The organism is Corynebacterium kalidii, assembly GCF_022869005.1.
GTDB classification, from domain to species: Bacteria; Actinomycetota; Actinomycetes; order Mycobacteriales; family Mycobacteriaceae; genus Corynebacterium; species Corynebacterium kalidii.
The window spans coordinates 1-19,982 of sequence record NZ_JALIEA010000017.1; the positions used below are offsets into that span (position 1 = coordinate 1).

General features: G+C 67.8%; 24 protein-coding genes. 15 read left to right on the top strand and 9 right to left on the bottom strand.

The annotated features are described in order from the left end of the window. Positions 1-2: 2 nt before the first annotated feature. A complete protein-coding gene (locus MUN33_RS10675) occupies positions 3-605 on the bottom strand; it encodes a superoxide dismutase (RefSeq protein ID WP_244802870.1) in 603 nt (200 codons plus the stop codon). An 89-nt stretch (positions 606-694) separates the two neighbouring features. Further along, entirely contained in the window at positions 695-1,168 is a 474-nt protein-coding gene (gene soxR / locus MUN33_RS10680; RefSeq protein WP_244804903.1) for a redox-sensitive transcriptional activator SoxR, read from the bottom strand. A gap of 128 nt (positions 1,169-1,296) precedes the next feature. Here soxR and MUN33_RS10685 point away from each other — a divergent pair, with 128 nt between their 5' ends. The 5 genes from MUN33_RS10685 to MUN33_RS10705 all read left to right on the top strand — a co-directional run bounded on the left by MUN33_RS10685 (position 1,297) and on the right by MUN33_RS10705 (position 4,612). Continuing rightward, a complete protein-coding gene (locus tag MUN33_RS10685; protein ID WP_244804904.1) occupies positions 1,297-1,674 on the top strand; it encodes a hypothetical protein in 378 nt (125 codons plus the stop codon). A gap of 134 nt (positions 1,675-1,808) precedes the next feature. Further along, positions 1,809-1,970, top strand: coding sequence for a hypothetical protein (locus MUN33_RS10690; protein WP_244804905.1), 162 nt, complete (start codon positions 1,809-1,811; stop codon positions 1,968-1,970). A 272-nt stretch (positions 1,971-2,242) separates the two neighbouring features. Beyond that, the gene (locus MUN33_RS10695; RefSeq protein WP_244804906.1) at positions 2,243-3,262 is read left to right on the top strand and encodes an ABC transporter ATP-binding protein; all 1,020 of its coding nucleotides are present in this window, start codon (positions 2,243-2,245) and stop codon (positions 3,260-3,262) included. 17 nt (positions 3,263-3,279) lie between these two features. Then, complete coding sequence (locus MUN33_RS10700) at positions 3,280-4,017, top strand: ABC transporter permease (RefSeq protein WP_244804907.1); 738 nt, start codon at positions 3,280-3,282, stop codon at positions 4,015-4,017. A gap of 94 nt (positions 4,018-4,111) precedes the next feature. Beyond that, entirely contained in the window at positions 4,112-4,612 is a 501-nt protein-coding gene (locus MUN33_RS10705; RefSeq protein ID WP_244804908.1) for a PaaI family thioesterase, read from the top strand. 55 nt (positions 4,613-4,667) lie between these two features. On the opposite strand, the gene MUN33_RS10710 is transcribed toward MUN33_RS10705, so the two are convergent. Next, positions 4,668-4,916, bottom strand: a complete 249-nt coding sequence (locus tag MUN33_RS10710) for a hypothetical protein (RefSeq protein ID WP_244804909.1) — start codon at positions 4,914-4,916, stop codon at positions 4,668-4,670. Between the two features lie 101 nt (positions 4,917-5,017). Between MUN33_RS10710 and MUN33_RS10715 the strand changes: the two genes are divergently transcribed. Continuing rightward, positions 5,018-5,701: an SDR family oxidoreductase gene (locus MUN33_RS10715; protein ID WP_244804910.1), complete on the top strand. Its 684-nt coding sequence runs from the start codon at positions 5,018-5,020 to the stop codon at positions 5,699-5,701. Positions 5,702-5,707: 6 nt separating this feature from the next. Here the strand turns inward: MUN33_RS10715 and MUN33_RS10720 are convergent, their stop codons facing one another. Then, positions 5,708-7,291: a succinic semialdehyde dehydrogenase gene (locus tag MUN33_RS10720; protein WP_244804911.1), complete on the bottom strand. Its 1,584-nt coding sequence runs from the start codon at positions 7,289-7,291 to the stop codon at positions 5,708-5,710. A gap of 189 nt (positions 7,292-7,480) precedes the next feature. On the opposite strand from MUN33_RS10720, the gene MUN33_RS10725 reads away from it, so the two are divergent. Then, entirely contained in the window at positions 7,481-8,359 is an 879-nt protein-coding gene (locus MUN33_RS10725; protein ID WP_244804912.1) for a Bax inhibitor-1/YccA family protein, read from the top strand. 83 nt (positions 8,360-8,442) lie between these two features. On the opposite strand, the gene greA is transcribed toward MUN33_RS10725, so the two are convergent. Together greA and MUN33_RS10735 are read right to left on the bottom strand one after the other, a co-directional pair. Next, positions 8,443-8,964 (bottom strand): transcription elongation factor GreA, encoded by a 522-nt coding sequence (gene greA / locus MUN33_RS10730; RefSeq protein WP_244804913.1) that lies wholly within the window; start codon positions 8,962-8,964, stop codon positions 8,443-8,445. Between the two features lie 162 nt (positions 8,965-9,126). Continuing rightward, on the bottom strand, positions 9,127-9,561 hold the full coding sequence (locus MUN33_RS10735; protein ID WP_244804914.1) for a DUF4307 domain-containing protein: 435 nt from the start codon (positions 9,559-9,561) through the stop codon (positions 9,127-9,129). Positions 9,562-9,682: 121 nt separating this feature from the next. Between MUN33_RS10735 and mca the strand changes: the two genes are divergently transcribed. The 3 genes from mca (at position 9,683) to MUN33_RS10750 (ending at position 11,790) form a co-directional block, all read left to right on the top strand. Further along, complete coding sequence (gene mca, locus MUN33_RS10740) at positions 9,683-10,591, top strand: mycothiol conjugate amidase Mca (RefSeq protein WP_369414960.1); 909 nt, start codon at positions 9,683-9,685, stop codon at positions 10,589-10,591. A gap of 69 nt (positions 10,592-10,660) precedes the next feature. Beyond that, positions 10,661-11,038 carry a hypothetical protein gene (locus MUN33_RS10745; protein WP_244804915.1) on the top strand — a complete coding sequence of 126 codons (378 nt, stop codon included), beginning with the start codon at positions 10,661-10,663 and terminating at the stop codon, positions 11,036-11,038. Then, positions 11,035-11,790 (top strand): isoprenyl transferase, encoded by a 756-nt coding sequence (locus tag MUN33_RS10750; protein WP_244804916.1) that lies wholly within the window; start codon positions 11,035-11,037, stop codon positions 11,788-11,790. The genes MUN33_RS10745 and MUN33_RS10750 overlap by 4 nt, the downstream gene beginning before the upstream one ends. Before the next feature lie 43 nt (positions 11,791-11,833). On the opposite strand, the gene coaA is transcribed toward MUN33_RS10750, so the two are convergent. Then, positions 11,834-12,763: a type I pantothenate kinase gene (coaA, locus tag MUN33_RS10755; protein ID WP_244804917.1), complete on the bottom strand. Its 930-nt coding sequence runs from the start codon at positions 12,761-12,763 to the stop codon at positions 11,834-11,836. Positions 12,764-12,892: 129 nt separating this feature from the next. Here coaA and glyA point away from each other — a divergent pair, with 129 nt between their 5' ends. From glyA to MUN33_RS10770, 3 genes are read left to right on the top strand one after another with little or no spacing between them, the layout of a single operon-like run. Continuing rightward, complete coding sequence (gene glyA, locus MUN33_RS10760; RefSeq protein WP_244804918.1) at positions 12,893-14,200, top strand: serine hydroxymethyltransferase; 1,308 nt, start codon at positions 12,893-12,895, stop codon at positions 14,198-14,200. Positions 14,201-14,221: 21 nt separating this feature from the next. Beyond that, positions 14,222-14,800, top strand: coding sequence for an isochorismatase family protein (locus tag MUN33_RS10765; protein ID WP_244804919.1), 579 nt, complete (start codon positions 14,222-14,224; stop codon positions 14,798-14,800). Positions 14,801-14,806: 6 nt separating this feature from the next. Beyond that, positions 14,807-15,592, top strand: a complete 786-nt coding sequence (locus tag MUN33_RS10770) for an enoyl-CoA hydratase-related protein (RefSeq protein ID WP_244804920.1) — start codon at positions 14,807-14,809, stop codon at positions 15,590-15,592. Positions 15,593-15,693: 101 nt separating this feature from the next. Here the strand turns inward: MUN33_RS10770 and MUN33_RS10775 are convergent, their stop codons facing one another. Beyond that, the gene (locus MUN33_RS10775) at positions 15,694-16,866 is read right to left on the bottom strand and encodes an acyl-CoA dehydrogenase family protein (protein WP_244804921.1); all 1,173 of its coding nucleotides are present in this window, start codon (positions 16,864-16,866) and stop codon (positions 15,694-15,696) included. Between the two features lie 665 nt (positions 16,867-17,531). Then, the gene (locus MUN33_RS10780; protein ID WP_244805505.1) at positions 17,532-17,867 is read right to left on the bottom strand and encodes a DUF5997 family protein; all 336 of its coding nucleotides are present in this window, start codon (positions 17,865-17,867) and stop codon (positions 17,532-17,534) included. 58 nt (positions 17,868-17,925) lie between these two features. On the opposite strand from MUN33_RS10780, the gene MUN33_RS10785 reads away from it, so the two are divergent. Next, positions 17,926-18,516: a type 2 periplasmic-binding domain-containing protein gene (locus tag MUN33_RS10785; RefSeq protein WP_244804922.1), complete on the top strand. Its 591-nt coding sequence runs from the start codon at positions 17,926-17,928 to the stop codon at positions 18,514-18,516. Between the two features lie 74 nt (positions 18,517-18,590). After that, on the top strand, positions 18,591-19,982 hold the full coding sequence (gene phoH2, locus MUN33_RS10790; RefSeq protein WP_244804923.1) for an RNA 5'-3' helicase PhoH2: 1,392 nt from the start codon (positions 18,591-18,593) through the stop codon (positions 19,980-19,982).

Here is a 19,982-nt window from a genome sequence, read left to right on the forward strand (position 1 = left end):
GGTCAGGCCTTGGCGGCGGCGAAGCGCTCGGCGACGTCGTCCCAGTTGAACACGTTCCACACGGCCTTGACGTAGTCGGCCTTGACGTTCTTGTACTGCAGGTAGAAGGCGTGCTCCCACATGTCGAGCATCAGCAGCGGGGTGAGGTTGACCGAGATGTTGCCCTGCTGGTCGGTGAGCTGCTCGACGACCAGGCGGCCGGCGATGTGGTCGTAGCCCAGCACGGCCCAGCCGGAGCCGTAGAGGCCCAGGGCTGCCGAGGAGAAGTGGTCCTTGAACTTGTCGAAGGAGCCGAAGTCGCGGTCGATGGCCTCGGCGAGTTCGCCGGTGGGCTCGCCGCCGCCGTTGGGGGAGAGGTTCTTCCAGAAGATGGAGTGGTTGGTGTGGCCGCCGAGGTTGAACGCGAGGTTCTTCGACAGGGCGCGGATCTGGTCGGGGTTGGTGCCGTCTTCGCGGGCCTTCTCCAGGGCGTCGAGGGCGGTGTTGGCGCCGGCGACGTAGGTGGCGTGGTGCTTGTCGTGGTGCAGCTGCATGATCTCGGCGGAGATGTGCGGCTCGAGGGCGTCGTAGTCGTAGGGGAGGTCGGGAAGCTCGTACACAGCCATGGATGGTGCTCCTTATGCCGGGGTTGCCGTTGTCGGGGACCATCGGTGACGGTCCGCAGTCGAGGCTAATACCTCAAGTGCACTTGAGGTCAAGGCGACGGTGTGTCGGCGTCCGCGATGCCCGACAGCCGCCGCGCCCCCTGCCCGGTGGTGCCGAGGGTGTCGTCGGGATTGAGCAGCGCGCAGGCCTTGAGGGACAGGCACCCGCAGCCGATGCAGCTGGTCAGTTCGTTCTCCAGACGTTCGATGCCGCGCCGGCGTTCCTCGAGCTCCCGCTTCCACCGACGCGACGCCACCTGCCACTCCTTGTGGGTGGGGGCCCGGTCGAGCGGAACGGTGCTGAAGGCGTCCTGCACGCTCTTCAACGGGATGCCGAGGGTCTTCGCGATGCTGATCAGCGAGATCCGGCGCAGCATGTGCCGGGCGTAGAGCCGGTGGTTTCCGGACGTGCGGACCGAGGCGATGAGGCCGAGGTCCTCGTAGTAGCGCAGTGCGGAGACCGCGGTTCCGGTACGTCGGCTGGTTTCGCCGATGCTCAGCAGGTCGTCGGGTGGGGACGTCATCGGAGGGTGTGGGGTCCTTCCACTCAGGGACGGGGGACCTCAAGCTCACCTGAGGTTCCGGTTCTCCGTCGGATACTACGCCGCTGCGCGGGCCTCCATGTCTGAAGGTTTCCTGATACTATCCTCGGATGACATGGTTGCTGATCTTCGCCGGACTTGTCGTGCTTCTCGTGGGAGGGGCGGTCCTCCCGCGCCGCGCCGAGTACCGGGGAGGGACGGATGCGCCGGGGTTCCCGTGGTTCTGGATCGCCTTTCTGCTGACGGCCCTGGTCGTCGCACTGGCGTTCGCCGCCTGGCTGCCGTTGGCCGCTTCCGGCGGGGTGGATTTCGGTTGGACGATGTACGCGCCCCTGGGAGGCGCTGACGAGGACTCGACCACCCCGTTCCTCTCGGACGCGGCGGCGTGGCAGTTGCTGCAGGGCCGGTGGGCCAGGATCGGGTATCCGCTGCTAGCGGTTCTCGGTCTCGCATTGTCGGCCTGGGCCTGGAGGAGGCGTCGGATATGAGTTGGGTCATGGGATGGGTTTTCCTCGCCTCCGTTCTGATTGTCGCGGTGACCGGGGCACTGGTTATTCCCCGTCGGTCACGGCGACGACAGGGACAGCGGGAGCAGCACAGTGGTTTCCCATGGTTCTGGGTAGTGTTCCCGCTGGCTGTGCTGGGCCTGGTGTCGACACTCGGCATGATTCTCGGGCTCACGACGTCGACGATCTACATGTCCTCCGAGGACCCGGTGGGGTTGTCGATGCCGTACCCCGTGACCGTTGGATTCCCGGGGCTGCAGTTCCTGTCGACCGAGTAGTTCCAGCAGTTGTTCGGCCCGTTGCCCTACCCGGTCTACGTCGGTTTCTTCCCGGTGCTCGGGATCGTGTGCACCATTGCCTCCGTGGTGGCCTGGAGGAAGGGACGGGTGTAGAGCCCCACTAACCTCACGACGTAGTCTCTGGACCGGCGCTTCATACCTGGGTATGAGACGGGGCGGCACAGGCGTGCCGGAGATCCGACTACCGGGGGTCATGGAGATCAGCCCGCGGGTCGATGTGGTCGTGACCTCGGCGGAGAAGACTGGGGTCCATGATCACAGTAGAGAAGATGTCGAAGAAGTACGGACGGTTCCAGGCTGTCGAGGACCTGTCGTTCTCTGTCCCGGACGCGGCGGTGACGGGGTTCCTGGGGCCCAACGGGTCCGGGAAGTCCACCACGATGCGGTGTGTCCTGGGACTGGACCGGCCGAGCGAGGGTCAGGCGTTGTTCGACGGGCAGGAGTTCGCCTCGGTCGAGGACAAGACCGCGTTGGCGGGGGCCCTGCTGGAGGCGACGTGGTTCACCCCGGGTCGTAGTGGCCGCTCGCACCTGAAGGTGCTGGCCCGCGGCGCGGGCATCCCGGACTCCCGGGTGGACAAGTGCCTGCAGCTGGTGGGTCTGACCTCCGCCGCGGACAAACGGGTCGGCGGCTACTCGTTGGGCATGAAGCAGCGGCTCGGGTTGGCTGGTGCGTTGCTGGGCGACCCGGCGCACCTGATCCTGGATGAGCCGGTCAACGGCCTGGACCCGGAGGGTGTGAGCTGGATGCGCCGGACGATCCGGGCGTTGGCGGCCGAGGGCCGTTCGGTGCTGGTGTCGTCGCACCTGCTCTCCGAGATGCAGCAGACTGCGGACCGGCTGGTAGTCATCGGCAAGGGCCGCATGATCGGCGAGTACTCCATGGAGGAGTTCCTGGCCGGCGGCGCCCGTGTCGTGGTCGAGACCGCCGATGTCCGGGGCGGACAGGCGCTAGCCACGGCGCTCGGGAACGCCGGGTTCACCGCCGGCTACCCCGTCGGGGCGCACGCCGTGGACCAGCCGGGCGGCCGGGTGGGGGACCAGCCGGGACCGCAGCTCACCGTGGAGATCCCGGACGGGGTCTCTGACACGGTCGTCCGGCGTGCCGTCGCCGAGGCCGCGGTCACCACCGGCGTCCTCGTCACCGGCCTGCGCGCCGAGGCCGAGGACCTGGAGACCCGCTTCCTGGCCGCCACCGCCGAGGCCCAGGAGTACCGCACCGACGAGCAGGCGGAATCCCCGGCCGCGACCTTCGCCACCACCTCGAAGTAGAGAAAGCAGAGCTCATCATGACAACCTTGATCAACTCCCTCCGTTCGGAAACCACGAAATTGTTCAGCATGCGCTCCACGCTGGTCTACGCGGTCCTGCTGACCGGGGCGCTGTTCGGCCCGGTCACACTGATGGGCCTGTTCGGGGACAGTCCCGGGTTCACCTGGGCCACGCTGACCACCGGATTTCAGATCTTCCTGCTCGTCGCCGTCGTCTTCGCCGCCGCGACCACGGCCGGTGACATCCGCAACCACATGCACGCCCAGGCGTTCCTGACCCAGCGCGGGAGGTGGCAGTGGGTGGTGTCGAAGATCGTGACGACCGCGGTGTTCGTCGGCGTGCTCTACCTCGTGGGCATCGCGTTGTCGCTGGGGGCGGCCAGCGTGCTCGGCTCGGGCATGGAGCTGGACAGCGGCCTGACGCTGTTCTACGTCCCGCTGATCAGTTCGGTGCTCTTCTCCGCGATGACGGTGGGCCTGGCCTGCGTGGTCCGCAGCCAGGTCGGTGCCGTGGCCATCCCGGCCGCCTGGATCCTGGTGATAGACGGCATGCTCGGTTTCGCGGCCGAACAGATCGACGCATTCCGTCCCCTCGCGGCGATCGCCCCGGTCCAGCGCCAGGACCAGCTGATCAACGGTGCGGACCCGCTGGGCCTCGGTCTCAGCGGCGCGGTCTGCTACCTGATCATCGTGGGATGGTTCGTGGTGCTCGCCGGTGTCGGGCTGTGGCGTAACGCCGCCTCCGACGTCCGTTAGTTTCGCCGACTTACCCGAATCGGCGACGACGCACCCACAGTCGATATAACATCAGCAGCACACTGATCTGTACCGACCATTCCACGGAGGATCCATGCTGCGACCCAGCCCGCGCCAACTGAAGACCATGCTGGGGGTCTTCCCGCCGTACGTCGGCTCCGGGATCCGGATCAACTACATCGCCAACGACGGCTCCCGGGTGGTGACCTCCCACCGGCCCCGCCGGATCAACGCGAACCTGGTGGGCACCGCCTTCGGCGGCACCATCCAGACGATGACGGACGGGTTCTACCTCTTCATGGGGCTGACTCGCCTGGGTGGAGGCTACAACGTCTGGGACGCCGAGTCGCACGTGATCTACCGCAAGCCCGGCCGGGGCCGCCTCGTCGCCGACATGCGTACCGACGACGAGACCTTCGAGATGATCCGGGAGCGCACCGCGGACGGCTCGAAGTACCTGCACTGGTTCGAGACGGACATCGTCGACGAGGCGGGCGACGTGGTCGCCAGCGTGCGCAGCCGGGTCTACTTCCGCAGGAAGCGACCCAAGGACAGTGACACGACGGCACCCACCGCCAGGAGCACCGCACGCTAGCCGGGCATGGACGCCCGGCGGCACGGCGTACGGTCGGCGCCAGGCCAGCGAGAAGCTAGGACGACTTGTTCTGGAGCTGCTTGACGCCCAGCCAGGCGACAAGCGCGATCAGTAGGATGGGGAGCAGCTTCATGACCAGCGCCACGGTCCCCGCCAGGGCGGTGGAGATCGCCACCACGGCGAAGACCAGGGTCAGTACGGTCAGGGCGACGGAGAGCCCCTTGCGGTCCTGGTCCCAGGCGAACCAGGCGCCGGCGCCGGAGAGTGCTCCGAGGATCAGGGTGGTGAGGGCGGTTCCGAACATGGCGGGTCCTTTCGCGGTACATGGCCCGTGCGGGCGTCGGGGCGGGGCAGGTGAACCCCGGGTACCTCCGAGCATACGGACGGAGCGCTACGCTCGGGGACATGGACATCACGACAGGACATGGACAGGACGCACCGCTGGCACTGGTGACCGGGGGTTCCCGGGGGATCGGGGCCGCGGTCGTCGAGGACCTCTCACGCACCCACCGGGTCGTCTCCTGGTCGAGCTCGGACGTGGACCTCAGTGACCCGGGGTCCATCGGGGACGCCGTCGCCCGGCTCCGGGAGGCGGTGCCGGACGCGCTGCAGCGTCTCGACGTGCTGGTGCACTCCGCCGGGTTGGCGGGGGAGTCCCGGGTCGAGGAGATGCAGTGGGACCAGTGGCAGCGGATGTTCGCCGTGAACGTCTTCGGCGTGGCGGAGCTGACCCGGCAGCTGCTTCCCGCGCTGCGGGCCGCCGGGGGAACGGTGGTGGCGATCAACTCCGGCTCCGGCTACCACTCCGGTGCGGGGCAGGCCCCGTATTCCGGCACGAAGTTCGCGCTGCGGGCCCTGACGGACGCACTGCGTGAGGAGGAGCGCGGCCGGGTCCGGGTCAGTTCCGTGCACCCGGGCCGGGTGGACACCGACATGCAGGTGGCCCTGCAGGAGGGACGGGGCAACACCGACTACGACGGGTCGCGGTACGTGGCACCGGCGTCGGTGGCGGCGGCGGTGCGCTTCGCGGTGGACACCACCGACGAGGCGATCATCGAGGAGGTGTCCGTGCGCCCCGTCCGCGGGTGACCGGACCTACTTCAGGATCTTGAAGGTCTTGCCGGCGCGCAGCAGGACGGTCATCACCAGGGCGTAGGCGCGGGGCTTCAGGAACTCCGGGCCACGGATCGGCAGGACCCGCTCGTCGGTGACGTTCTGGGTCTCGGTGTACTTCAGCAGACCGGTGGCGCCCTGGCGGCGGCCCTGCCCGGATTCCCGCGTACCTCCCATCTCGTTGTCGACGGAAGCGAACGCCGCGGCGTAACCGTCGTTGATGTTGACCGTGCCGGAGAACAGCCGCTCGGCGATGCCGGTGGCGGTCTTCGACGGGCCGAACACCGACGAGTTGAGTCCGTAGACGGTGTCGTTGGCCTTCTCGACGGCCTCGTCGTGGGAGTCGACCTTCTCGACGTAGACGACCGGTCCGAACACCTCGCCACGCTTGATGTCGGCGTCGTCGGGGACGTCGGTGAACACGGTCGGCTCGTAGAAGTAGGGGCCCAGGTCCGGGCGGGCCTTCCCGCCGGCGACGAGGGTGGCGCCCTTGTCCACCGCGTCGTCGACCATCTTCTCCACGGTGGCGAGCTGGGCGCCACCGATCAGCGACCCCATCTGGATGTTCCAGTCGAAGCCGGCCCCCAGTGTCAGGTTCCGGGTGGCCTCGGCGAACGTACGGACGAAATCGTCATACCGGTCCTTGTGGACGTAGATCCGCTCGATGGACACGCACAGCTGCCCGGAGTTCGAGAAGCAGCCGGTCAGCACGGCCGGCATGATCTTGTCGACGTCGGCGTCGCGGGTGACGACCATCGGGTTCTTGCCGCCGAGTTCGGCGGAGTACCCGATGAGACGACGGCCGGCGATCTCGCCGAGGGTCTTGCCGGTCGCCGTGGACCCGGTGAACATCAGGTGGTCGCACTGCTCGGCGATGGCGTTGCCGACGACGCGGCCCGGACCGGTCACAATCTGGACGAGGTCGCGGGGCATGCCGGCCTCGAAGAGCAGCTTGAAGGCGAACAGGGCGGAGAAGGGGGTGGAGGAGTCCGGCTTGGCGACCAGGGCGTTGCCGGCGGCCAGGGCGGGCAGCGCGTCCGACAGGGCCAGGGTCAGGGGGTAGTTCCACGGGCTGATCTGGCCGACGACGCCCTTCGGGAGATGACGCTCGGTGGTCTTGGTGAACACCGGCATCACACCCGACCGGTGCTTGTCCTTGAGGATCTTGTGGGTCTGGTTGCCGTAGTAGCGCGCGGTGATCGCGCAGTGGATGATCTCCTCGTAGGCGGAGTCACGGGACTTGCCGGTCTCCAGCTGGACGATGTCCATCAACATCTTCTGGTTCTTCAGGAGGATGTCGTGGAAGGCCAGGAGGATCTTCCCGCGCTTGCGCGGGTCGACCGTCGCCCAGCGCTTCTGGGCGACGCGGGCGCGGCGGAACGCCTCGTCGACGTCGTCCTCGGTGCCGCGTCCGACCCAGCCGATGGTCTCACCGGTGAACGAGCCCTCGATCTCGAGACGGTCGCCGTTGTCGAGGGAACCGGTCGCTGCATTTACGGTCAGGGCCCGGAGTTCGGATGCGAGGGCATCGGGGAGGGGGCCGAGAGACAGGGTCTTTTTCGTCATGTGAAGAACACTATCGAAGATGGTTCCTCCGTGTCCGGCGATTGTGGAATCGAGGCTACGGGAACAACGGGGCCGGCTCGTCCGTTGTTAAGGTGTACGTGAGTAACCACGGTCACGCGGGCACGATGCCGGTGACTGAGACTGACAGATACTGACAGATACTGACAGAGACGGAAGGACAATGACGTCGTGAGAAGCTCGAACCCCTTTATGAGTTCCCTGGCCCAGGCCGAGGGCACGGCCCAGGGGCAGCGGGGACAGTCCGCCGCCTACCAGCAGGGCTACCAGGCGGCCGGCGGTCAGTGGGGCCAGCAGGCCCAGTACGGGGAGACCTACCAGCAGTCCCCGAACTTCGGTGCGCCGGCCGGTGCCGCCGACCGCCCGATGACCATCGACGACGTCGTCACCAAGACCGGCATCACCCTGGCGGTCATCGTGGTCCTGGCCGCGCTGAACTACATGATCGGGCAGAGCAACCCGAGCCTGGCGATGGGCCTGACCTTCGTCGGCGCCATCGGTGGCCTCATCGCCGTGCTGGTGTCCGCCTTCGGCAAGAAGTACGGCTCCCCGGTGATCACCCTGGTCTACGCCGCCTTCGAGGGGCTCTTCGTCGGTGGCTTCACCTACATGTTCACCGACGTGGCCGTCGGCGGGGGTAACGCCGGGGCCATGATCTTCCAGGCCGTCCTCGGCACCATGGGTGTCTTCGCCGGCATGCTGGTGGTCTACAAGACCGGTGCCATCCGGGTCACCCCGAAGTTCACCAAGATGCTGGTCGGCGCCATGATCGGCGTGCTGGTCCTGGTGCTGGGCAACCTCGTCGTCACGCTGTTCACCGGTGAGCAGACGATGCTGCGCGACGGCGGCCCGATCGCCATCATCTTCTCCCTGGTGTGCATCGTCCTCGCCGCCCTGAGCTTCCTGGCCGACTTCGACCAGGCCGACAAGCTCATCCGCGCCGGTGCCCCGTCCCGCTACGCCTGGGGTGTCGCCCTCGGCCTGGCCGTCACCCTGGTCTGGCTCTACACCGAGATCCTGCGCCTGCTCTCCTACTTCAACAGGGACTAGCAGCCCGCACGAAGAACCGCCCCACCGGAAGGACCCTTCCGGTGGGGCGGTTCTTCGTCTCCTGCGGACGAGGGGCCGACCGACTACTGCTCGGCGCGGGGCACGTCCCGTTCCGGGTCGTAGGGCTCGGCCTTGACCAGCGTCACGGAGATCGTGTCACCCGTCGGGCTCTTGTACTCGCGGGTCTCACCCTCCTTGGCGCCGACCAGGGCCGCACCCAGGGGAGCGTCGGTGGAGTAGGTCTCCAGGTCCGGGTTGGACGACTCGAGACCGCGGGTCCCGATCAGGAAGGTCTCCTTGTCGTCCTCGTCGCCGTCGTAGTAGATGTGGACGACCGAACCGACGAGCGCGACACCCGACTCCTGCGGGGCCTCGCCGATGGTGGCGCTGTCCAGCAGCTCCTCGAGGTAGGCGATGCGGGCCTCCTCCTGGCCCTGCTGCTCGCGGGCGGCGTGGTAACCACCGTTCTCCTTGAGGTCACCCTCTTCACGGCGCTCGTTGATCTCGGCGGCCAGAGCGGGACGATTCGCCTTCAGCGCGTTGAGCTCGTCGTTGAGCCGGTCAAAGGATTCCTGGGTGAGCCAGGTCGTCTGATTGTCTGCCATGAGCGTTCGCGTCCTCCTGCAGGTAGACCACAGTGTCTGACAGGGACTGAGGTCGTTCGGAAAATCTCGTGGGGGAACCCACGACACAGTTGTCGGGGCACAGTGTATCACCGCGCCAACCCGGCACGTCCTGAGGTCAGCGACGGGGTGACGGGCGGGACGTCAGTCCCCGGTGACGCCGGTGGTGTGCGAGGAATCGAGGTAGTCCGGGAACACCGTCGAACACCCGTAGACGTCCGGGGCCACCGGGGAGCTGTTGGTGGGGATGTCCACCGTCAGCCGCGTGCTCTCCGAACCGCCGGCGGCCACGACGGCCTCGCGGCGGCCGATCTCGGCGTGCGACTGGTCCAGTGCGGAGACGATGCAGTAGGCGGGCTTGTCCACGTCGTCGCGGGTGATGTCCAGTGTCATCCGCAGGGTGCCGCCGTCGACGACCTCGTGGCCCGCCGCGGTGCCGGTGGCGTCGCTGCCGGTGCTGTTGCGGAACTGCGAGAACACGTACACACCGGCGGCGACCAGGACGATCACGATGCCGATGACGATGAACTTGCCGCTCACACCCTGTTGACGGGAGGAACCGTAGGTCGCCTTGCTCATTCCACAGATCGTAGGCGGTGCCGCCGGTGAATAGCCAGCCGGGGCGGATTGGACGCACCCCTGCCGGAAGCGTTGAATGGGAGAGTTGACCGGCACAGACGACACCGAAGGGGTGCGACACGTGAGCGAAGGAGCTCTCCACAACAGCGCAGACCAGCGACGGTCCTGTCAGGGACTGAGGCTCCTGGCGATCCACGCTCACCCGGACGACGAGTCCAGCAAGGGCGCCGCCACCATGGCCAGGTACGCCGACGAAGGGGCCGAGGTCATGGTGCTGACCTGCACCGGCGGGGAACGCGGCAGCATCCTCAACCCGAACATGGACGTCCCCGGCGTCGTGGAGAACATGAACGACGTCCGCCGCAAGGAGATGGCCCGGGCCGCCGACATCCTGGGGGTGTCGCACCGGTGGCTCGGATACGTGGATTCGGGCCTGCCCGAGGGCGACCCGCTGCCACCCCTGCCCGACGGGTGCTTCGCGCTGGAGGACACCGAGGCGGTCACCCTGGAACTCACCCGGGTGATCCGTGACTTCCGGCCCCACGTCGTCATCACCTACGACGAGAACGGCGGATACCCCCACCCCGACCACCTGAAGACCCACGCAGTGAGCATGCGGGCCTACGACACCGCCGCCGACCCCGACTACCACCCGGAGATCGGACGCCCCTGGGAGGTCCAGAAGGTCTACTACACCCACGGCTTCGTCCGTCGCCGCTTCGAGCTGCTGGCCCAGGCGAGCCTGGAGGCCGGCGACGAGCAGGCGACCGTGGCCCTGGACCGGTGGAAGGGGATGCCGGACATCATGCCGCGCGTGACGACCCGCGTCGACTGCGCCCCGTGGTTCGAACGCCGGGACGACGCACTGCGTGCCCACGCCACCCAGATCGACCCCGACGGGCCGTTCTTCGCTGTCCCGACGACCCTGCAACAGCAGGTCTGGCCGACCGAGGAGTTCGAACTCGCCCGCTCCCGGGTGGAGACGTCGCTGCCCGAGGACGACCTTTTCGCCGGTGTCGTGCCCGAATGAGGCTGACGACCGCGACCTTAGATAGGCTCTGAAGACATGATCACGGTTTCCCCGTCCCTAACCTCTGCTGTGTCCCTGGTCGCCCAGGAACAGATCAACCGCGGCCCCCAGGGCCCGGAGTTCGGAAAGGCGGCCCCGGTCGGTCTGCTCGTGATCGTCGGCCTCCTCGTGGTCATCCTGGCGTTGGGGTACCTTTTCAACCGGCGGATGAAGAAGATGCAGGCCCGGCGCACCTTCGCCGAGGACCACGGGATCGACCCCTTCGACATCGACACCATCGACCGACGGATGGCCGACGCCGAGGCGGCCGACACCGCGGGCGCCACCGCCTCCCGCGCCGACGCTGCTGACGGTGCCGACACGGCCGACACCGCTGCCGACACTACTGATGTCGCCGAGACTACCGAGGTCCGTCGTACGGAAGACCCGGGTGGCGACCAGCGGTGATTCTCTACTCGCTCTATGAGCGACGACTGCAGCGCGAGCTGAAGGGTCGCTGTCGTCCGAAACATGTCGCCATCATGTGCGACGGCAACCGGAGGTGGGCCCGGGAGAACGGCTTCACCGACGTCTCCCACGGCCACCGTGTGGGGGCGAAGAAGATCGTCGAGGTCGTCGACTGGTGCGACGAGCAGGACATCGAGTCCGTCACGGTCTACCTGCTCAGCACGGAGAACCTGCGCCGCAGCGCCGAGGAACTGGACCTGCTGATGCGCATCATCGGCGACGTCTCCGACGAACTCGCCGCCGCCAAGGGCCGCTTCCGGCTGCACGTCATGGGGCGTCTCGACCTGATCCCCGACGAGCTGCGTGACCGGATGCGCCGGGCCGAGGAGCGCACCGTCGACCACACCGGTGTGCACGTCAACATCGCCGTGGGCTACGGCGGGCGTCAGGAGATCGTCGACGGCGTCCAGAAACTCGTCGACGAGTTGGCCGGCCGGGGGATCCCGTCCGGGGAGATGAGCTCCTACATCACCGACGCCGCGATCGGCGACCACCTGTACACCTCGGGCCAGCCCGACCCCGACCTGGTGATCAGGACCTCCGGCGAGCAGCGTCTCTCCGGGTTCCTGTTGTGGCAGTCGGCCTACTCGGAGATCTGGTTCACCGACACCTACTGGCCGGCGTTCCGACGGCTGGACTTCCTGCGCGCGCTGCGCGACTTCTCCGTGCGCGAACGCCGCTACGGGAAGTGACGCACCGGGGCCGCCGACGTCGCCGAAGCCGCCCGGCGTCCCGTCAGATCTTGCGCATCCGCACCGACTCGACCAGGTGGTCGGGTCCTTTGCGCAGCACCAGTGAGGCGCGCACACGGGTGGGCAGGATGTTCTCCACGAGATTCGGCAGGTTCACCGTCTGCCAGATCTCGCGGGCGACCACCAGCGCGTCCTCGTCGGAGAGCGAGGCGTAGTACCGGAAGTGCGCGTCGGGCTTCCGGAACGCGGTGTTCTTGAGCTTCAGGAAGCGCTCCACGTACCAGCGTTCGATGTCCTGGCGGGCGGCGTCGACGTAGACGGAGAAGTCGAACAGGTCCGAGACCATCAGCGTCGGGCCGGTCTGCAGGACGTTGAGCCCCTCGACGATGAGGATGTCCGGACGGTCCACGACGTGCACCTCGTCCAGCCGGTCGTACTTCTCGTGGGAGTACACCGGCGCGGGGACCTGCGGGGCCCCGGACTTCACGGCCGTGACGAACTTCAACAGGGCCTTCTGGTCGTAGCTCTCCGGGTACCCTTTGCGGCCCATCATGTGCCGCTTGTTGAGTTCCTCGGCGGGGTAGAGGAAGCCGTCGGTGGTGATCAGGTCCACCCGCGGACGGGACTCCCAGCGCTGCAGCAGGACCTGCAGCAGACGGGCGGTGGTGGACTTGCCGACCGCGACCGACCCGGAGACACCGATGATGAAGGGGACGTGCGGCATCTCCTCACCGAGGAAGGTCTCGGTGGCGCGGTTGAGCTGGCGGATCGCCTCGAACCGCAGGTCGATCATGCGGGACAGCGGGAGGTAGACCTCGCTGACCTCGTCCATGTCGATGTCCTCGCCGATTCCCCGCAGTTCCTCGAGCTCTTCGGGGCTGAGGACCTGGGGCATGGCGCGGCGCAACGACCGCCACTGCGACCGGTCGAGCTCGATGTACGGGGAGTGCTCCTCGGAGTGTCGGGCTGGCATGGGGGCTATTCTGCTCCCTGAGAACTGATTCGACCAATCACCCGTCGGCGGTGGTCCGGGCCCCGGCAGGTTATGATGTTCCCTGATTGTTCTGATCCAGTGCGGCCGACGTGAAAGGCGATCCACCCCATGAGCCAGACGAACCACCCAGACCAGTCCCAGCACAACGCTGAACTCGCGGACTTCGACCCTGAGGTGGCCGCCGCCATCGCAGGTGAGCTCTCCCGCCAGCGGGACACGTTGGAGATGATCGCCAGCGAGAACTTCGTTCCGCGCGCGGTCCTCCAGGCACAGGGGTCCGTCCTGACCAACAAGTACGCCGAGGGCTACCCGGGACGCCGGTACTACGGCGGCTGCGAGCACGTCGACGTCATCGAGGACCTCGCCCGTGACCGCGCGAAGGCCGTCTTCGGCGCCGAGTTCGCCAACGTCCAGCCGCACTCGGGTGCGCAGGCCAACGCCGCGGTGCTGATGTCCCTGGCGAACCCGGGCGACAAGATCATGGGCCTGTCGCTGGCGCACGGCGGACACCTGACCCACGGCATGAAGCTGAACTTCTCCGGCAAGCTCTACGAGGTCGCCGCCTACGAGGTCGACCCCGAGACCTTCCGTCTGGACATGGACAAGGTCCGGGAGCAGGCCATCAAGGAGAAGCCGGCGGTGATCATCGGCGGCTGGTCGGCGTACCCGCGCCACCAGGACTTCGCGGCGTTCCGTGAGATCGCCGACGAGGTCGGCGCCAAGCTGTGGGTCGACATGGCGCACTTCGCCGGCCTGGTCGCCGCCGGCCTGCACCCGTCGCCGGTGCCGTACGCCGACGTCGTCTCCACCACCGTGCACAAGACCCTGGGCGGCCCGCGCTCGGGCATGATCCTGGCGAAGCAGGAGTGGGCGAAGAAGCTGAACTCCTCGGTGTTCCCGGGTCAGCAGGGCGGCCCGCTGATGCACGTCGTCGCCGCCAAGGCCGTCTCCATGAAGGTCGCCCAGACCGACGACTTCCGCGACCGGCAGGCCCGCACCCTTGAAGGTGCGAAGATCCTCGCCGAGCGTCTCACCGCCGCGGACACCACCGCCGCCGGCGTCCAGGTGCTCACCGGGGGCACCGACGTGCACCTGGTCCTCGCCGACCTGCGCAACTCCGAGCTCAACGGCCAGGAGGCCGAGGACCTGCTGCACGAGGTCGGCATCACGGTCAACCGTAACGCCGTGCCGTTCGACCCGCGTCCCCCGATGGTCACCTCCGGCCTGCGGATCGGCACGCCCGCCCTGGCGTCCCGGGGTCTCGACGCCGAGGCGTTCACCGAGGTCGCCGACGTGATCGGCACCGCCCTGGCACAGGGCAAGAGCGCCGACACCGAGGCACTGCGGGCACGTGTCGACAAGGTCGCCGCCGACTTCCCGCTGTACCCGGGCCTCGAGGACTGGAAGATCAGCTAGCGGCGCCCTACGCTGGGCGCCATGAGCGTCCCGCACAAGGCCCTGATCGTCGTCGACGTCCAGAACGACTTCTGCCCCGGAGGTGCCCTGGCCACCGACCGTGGTGCGGTCGTCGCGGCGGCCGTGAGCGGGCACCTGCGTGCCGAACGGGACCGCTACGGCGTCGTCGTGGGCACGAAGGACTGGCACATCGACCCCGTCGGGCACTTCGCCCCCGACGGGGTCGAACCGGATTTCCAGGAGACCTGGCCGGTGCACTGCGTCGCCGGGAGCCACGGGGCCGAGGTGCACCCGGAGCTCGACGTGGACCTCGTCGACGCCTGGTTCCTGAAGGGGGAGCACACCGCCGCCTACTCCGGCTTCGAGGGACACCTGGACGGGGCGGAGACCGGACTGGCGGACTGGCTGCGCGGGCGCGAGGTCACCGAGGTGGCGGTGTGCGGTGTCGCCACCGACTTCTGCGTCCGGGCGACCGCGCTCGACGCCGTGGCGGAAGGCTTCACCGTGGACCTGCTCAGCGACCTGTGTTCGCCGGTCTCGGAGGCCGGGGGAGCGGCGGCCGTCGGTCAGATGGCGGCCGCGGGGGTCACGGTAGTGTGAGGTGCCATGAGCCTTGTCGACATCACCACCCTGGACGGCGTCCGCACGATCACGATCGACCGTCCGGACGCCCATAACTCGCTGAACCGGGCCCTGCGCCTGGAGCTGAAGGACGCCTTCGCCGCGGCGGCCGCGGACTCGTCACCGGCCGGGGACGTCCGCGCCGTCGTGCTCCGGGCGTCGGGGAAGGCCTTCTGCGCCGGCCAGGACCTCCGGGAACAGCTCGAGGAGTCCCGCACCGGGGCCGGCACCGACAAGGTGGTCACCGAGTACAACCCGATGATGGACGCCCTGCTGTCGATCCCCGTGCCGGTGGTCGCCGCGGTCCAGGGCGCGGCCGCCGGTGCGGGCTGGGGTATCGCCATGGCCTGCGATCTGCGCGTGGCCTCGACCACGGCGGTGTTCAAGGGCGCGTTCACCGGGGTGGGGCTGGCCTCGGACTGTGGGTTGTCCCGGTCCCTCGCGGACGCGGTGGGGCAGACCCGCGCGCTGGAACTGCTGCTGCTCGACGAGCCCGTCAGTGCGGGACAGGCCGGGGAACTCGGGATCGTCACCTCGGTGGTGGAACCGGCGGACCTGGAGGCGTCGGTAGGGGAACTGGCGACGCGCTTCGCCCACGGGCCGACGGGCTCCTACCGGGAGATCAAGGCACTGGTGCGCGACACCCGGGCGGTCAGTGAGCGTGCCGGCGAGGAGGCGGACGCCCAGGGCAGGCTGTTCCGCACCGCCGACCATTTGGAGGCGGTCCAGGCGTTCGTGGAGAAGCGGGCGCCCCGGTTCCGCGGGGTGTAGCCGGGCAGAGTCGGACCCCGGGGACGCAGCAACCCCTCAGGTCAGTGGGACCGACCTGAGGGGTTGTTGCGTGACGCGGTCACATGGACCGCAGGGCCTGCCTACTTCTCGCCCTTTGCGAGCTTGCGGCTGATGATCTCCAGCATGATCTCGTTGGGGCCGCCGTAGATCGGCTGGACCCGGGAGTCGAGGTAGTGGGTGGAGATCGGGTACTCCAGCATGAAGCCGTAGCCACCGTGCAGCTGGACGGCGGTGTTGACGACCTTGATCTGCAGCTCGGTGGTGAGGTACTTGGCCATCGAGGCGGTGGTCTCGTCCAGCTCACCCTTGACCTTGGCGGCGACGGCGGCGTCGACGAAGGACTGTGCCGACTGGATCTCGGTGGCCATCTTGGCCAGCTCCCACCGGTAGGCCTGGTGGTCGACGAGACGGCTGCCGAAGGTCTTGCGCTCCTGGGAGTGCTTGTAGACCAGGTCGAAGGCACGGCGGGAGGTGGCGATGGAGCCGACGGCGATGGAGACGCGCTCCTGGGCCAGGTTGGTGCGCAGGTAGCCGAAGCCGGCACCCTCTTCGCCCAGCAGGTTCTCGGCGGGGACCTTGACGTTCTCGAAGGACAGCTCGGCGGTGTCCTGGGCCTTCAGGCCGACCTTCTTCAGCGGTGCGGCCTTGGTGTAGCCCTCCATGCCGTCCTCGACGATCAGCAGCGAGACACCGGCACGGCCCTTGGAGGGGTCGGTGATGGCCACCACGATGGTGAAGTCGGCCTGGATACCGTTGGAGATGAAGGTCTTCGACCCGTTGAGGATGAAGTTGCCGTCCTCGTCGCGCGTGGCGTGGGAACGGATACCGGCGAGGTCGGCGCCGGCGCCCGGCTCGGTCATGGCGATCGCGGCGATCTTGTCACCGGCGCACAGCGGACGGAGGTACTTCTCCTTCTGCTCGTCGTTGGCGAAACGCTCGAGGTAGGGGATCACCAGGTCGTTGATGACCTGGAGGGAGACGATGACCGAACCACAGTCGGCCTCGGCGAGCTCCTCGGAGAGGATCGCGTTGAAGCGGTAGTCGGGCATGCCGCCGCCACCGAACTCCTCGGGGGAGGTGATGCCGAGCAGGCCCAGGTTGCCCGCGGCCTTGAACATGGAGCGGTCGCTGTAGCCCTGCTCGTGCCACCGGTCGACGTTGGGACGGACTTCGGCGTTGACGAAATCCTTGCAGGTCTCCCGGAACATGTCGTGTTCTTCGTCGAAGATCGTGCGGGGGAGGTAGTTCTTCATGGTGTCCTTCCGGATCTGAGCCGAGCGCCGTGGACGAGGTACAGCAGTGTGTCCATGTGATCCACGTCTCTCAATGGTTACAAATTCATATTAACGACGGTCGGTCGAAAGTGTGTAACTTGATCCCATCCGGGGGAGGATTGTGGGGTACGAAACAATTTGCCCCCGGGTATGGGGTTCGGCGGAGTCGGGGGAGTGGTGCGGGGGTGCCGCGGTGACGCCAGGGGGAATCCGGAAAATATGCAGGTCCGACGCCTGCTGTCCGAGCGTCGGCAAATTACGTCACTCCAATGTTGCGTAATTGTTGACATCCGGTATTAGGTCTCGCTAACCTCATGGATGTGTCGACGGCTAGTCACCTCGACGCACTGCAGTTGTGGATCAGCCGCAACGGCAGATGGAACCCAGGGTTCGGCCCGAACCCCGCACCGTCCGGCCTCCTCTTCTCACCGGACGTCGTGCGGCCGGGCTGCGGCACCTCCAACGCGCTGCCCTGGACTGCAGTCCATCTGTCCGCCGCGGTACAGCGGAGATACACCGCGTAGCCGGACTCGTCACCCGGTGGTCGCACTCTCCACGAGGGCCCCGCCCTTCCGGTTCGTCACCCGGAAGGACGGGGCCCTCGACCTTGTGCGCTCAGACGAGCCCAGTCGGGCCCGGCGACGTCAGTTGCCGGTGTCGCCGGCGCCTGGACGGTTCTGCGCTAGCGTGCTGCGGGCGCTGCGCAGCCAGTCCGGCTGGTTCTCCAGGAGTGCCTTGATGTCGGCGGTGGTCAGCGGTTTGTCCATGTCGTTGGCCTTCAGCGCGGTGATGGTGATGCCGAGCTTGCGGGCCACCTCCGGCCGCGGGTGCGGGCCTTCGCGACGCAGGTCCTGGAGCCACTGCGGAGGATCGGTCTGTAGTGCGACGAACTCGTCGTGGCTCACCGTGCCCTCCTGGAACTCCTGGGGGGTGGCAGGCAGGTAGATGTTCAGCTTCTTCGCCGCCGTCTGGGGTTTCATTCGGTCACTCATGTGTCCAGAGTCTATCGTGTCCGCATCGGGGTCTACGATGGTCGGCATGCACTACCTGAAAGTGGTCTTCGCCACCGGAGTCGTCCCCGGCAAATGGTTCGGCAGGTTCGACGAACGCATGGACGGCTGGAAAGCGGCGTCGGCGGCGTCGGACAACCCACTCGTCCACGTGCTCGACGGGACGGCGGACATCGGCATCGTCCGGCTCCCCGGCGGATGGGACGGTCTGCCGGAGACCAACGTCGACACGGCGGCCATGGAGGCCCTCGACGTCCACCGCGTCGTCCTCTACGAGGAGACCCCGGGTGTCGCGGTCCCCAAGGAACACGCCGTCGAGGCGGTGGGGGAGAACGAGGCCGTGACCCTGCAGGACATCGCCGACGAGACGGTGCTCTACCGCGGGGTGGACCCCGCCGCGGTGCGGGAGAACCTCGAGGTCGTCGCGGCGAATGTCGGTGTCGTCGTGGCGCCGCGGCCGTTGCTGCGCGGGGTGAACCGTCGCGGCGTCGTCCACCGGTCGCTGGCGGGGGTGGAGGGCACGTCGGTCGCCCTGGTCTGGCGCCGTGACCGTGACGACGACGTGATCCAGCAGTTCGTCGGCATCTGCCGTGGCCGACGCGCTTCCAGTTCACGCTGACGCCACCGGTGAGTTCACGCAGACTTCATCTCACACCCATGTGATCTCCACGTCCGCTCCCTAGCCTCGGGGGCATGACGAGAACCACCGCCTCCTCATCCCCGTCCACCGGCCTCACGGCCGTCCCCGCAGCCGCCCCTACGGCGGTCACCACACGCGTGCGAACCTACGTGGTCGACACGTCGGTGCTGCTGTCGGACCCCTGGGCCCTGCTGAAGTTCGCCGAGCACCACGTGGTCCTGCCTGTCGTCGTGGTCGGTGAACTGGAGGTCAAGCGTCAGCACCCGGAACTCGGCTGGTTCGCCCGCCAGGCACTCGGCCTTCTCGAGGACCTGCGCAGCGCCAGCGGGCGGCTCGACCAGGAAATCGAGGTCACCCCCGACGGCGGCACCCTGCGGGTGGAACTCAACCACGTCGACCAGTCCGTCCTCCCGGCCGGCCTGCGGGCCCGCTCCGACGACGGCGCGGACAACGACCGGCGGATCCTCGCCTCGGCGCTCAACCTCCGTGCCGAGGGCAACGACGTCACACTGGTCACCAAGGACGTCCCCCTGCGGGTCAAGGCCGGCGCCGTCGGCCTGGACGCCGACGAGTACCACGCCCAGGACGTCGTCCTCACCGGGTACGAGGGCATGGTCACCGCCGAGGTCAGCACCGGGCTCATCGACCGGATCTTCGCCGACGGCGTCGTCGACGCCACCGGCGAGATCGACGATGTCCTGGACCTGCCCGTGCACTGCGGGGTCCAGCTGACCTCGGGAAGCCAGTCGGCCCTCGCCCGGGTCGACTCCCACGGCATCCTGCGCCAGGTGCCGCAGGACCGGGAGGCGTTCGGACTCCGGGGCCGCAGCGCCCGCCAGCGGGTCGCGCTCGACGTCCTGCTCGACGAGGAAGTCGGCATCGTCTCCCTCGGCGGCTCCGCCGGCACCGGGAAGTCGGCGCTGGCGTTGTGCGCCGGCCTGGAGGCGGTGCTGGAACGGCAGAGCCACCGTCGTATCGTCGTCTTCCGGCCGCTGCACGCCGTCGGCGGCCAGGACCTCGGCTACCTGCCCGGTGACGGGGCGGAGAAGATGAACCCCTGGGCACAGGCGGTCTACGACACCCTCGACGGCCTGGTCAGCCCCAATGTCCTCGACGAGATCGACGACCGCGGGCTCCTCGAGGTCCTGCCGTTGACCCACATCCGGGGCCGCAGCATCCACGACAGCTTCGTCATCGTCGACGAGGCACAGTCACTCGAACGGAACGTGTTGCTCACGGTCCTGTCGCGGCTGGGGCGCAACTCCCGGGTGGTGCTGACCCATGATGTCGCGCAGCGCGACAACCTGCGCGTCGGCCGCCACGACGGCATCCAGGCCGTCGTCGAGAAGCTCAAGGGGCACCCGTTATTCGCCCACGTCACACTGACCCGCTCCGAACGCTCGGCGGTGGCCGAACTGGTGACCAGTCTGCTCGAAAAAGGGTGA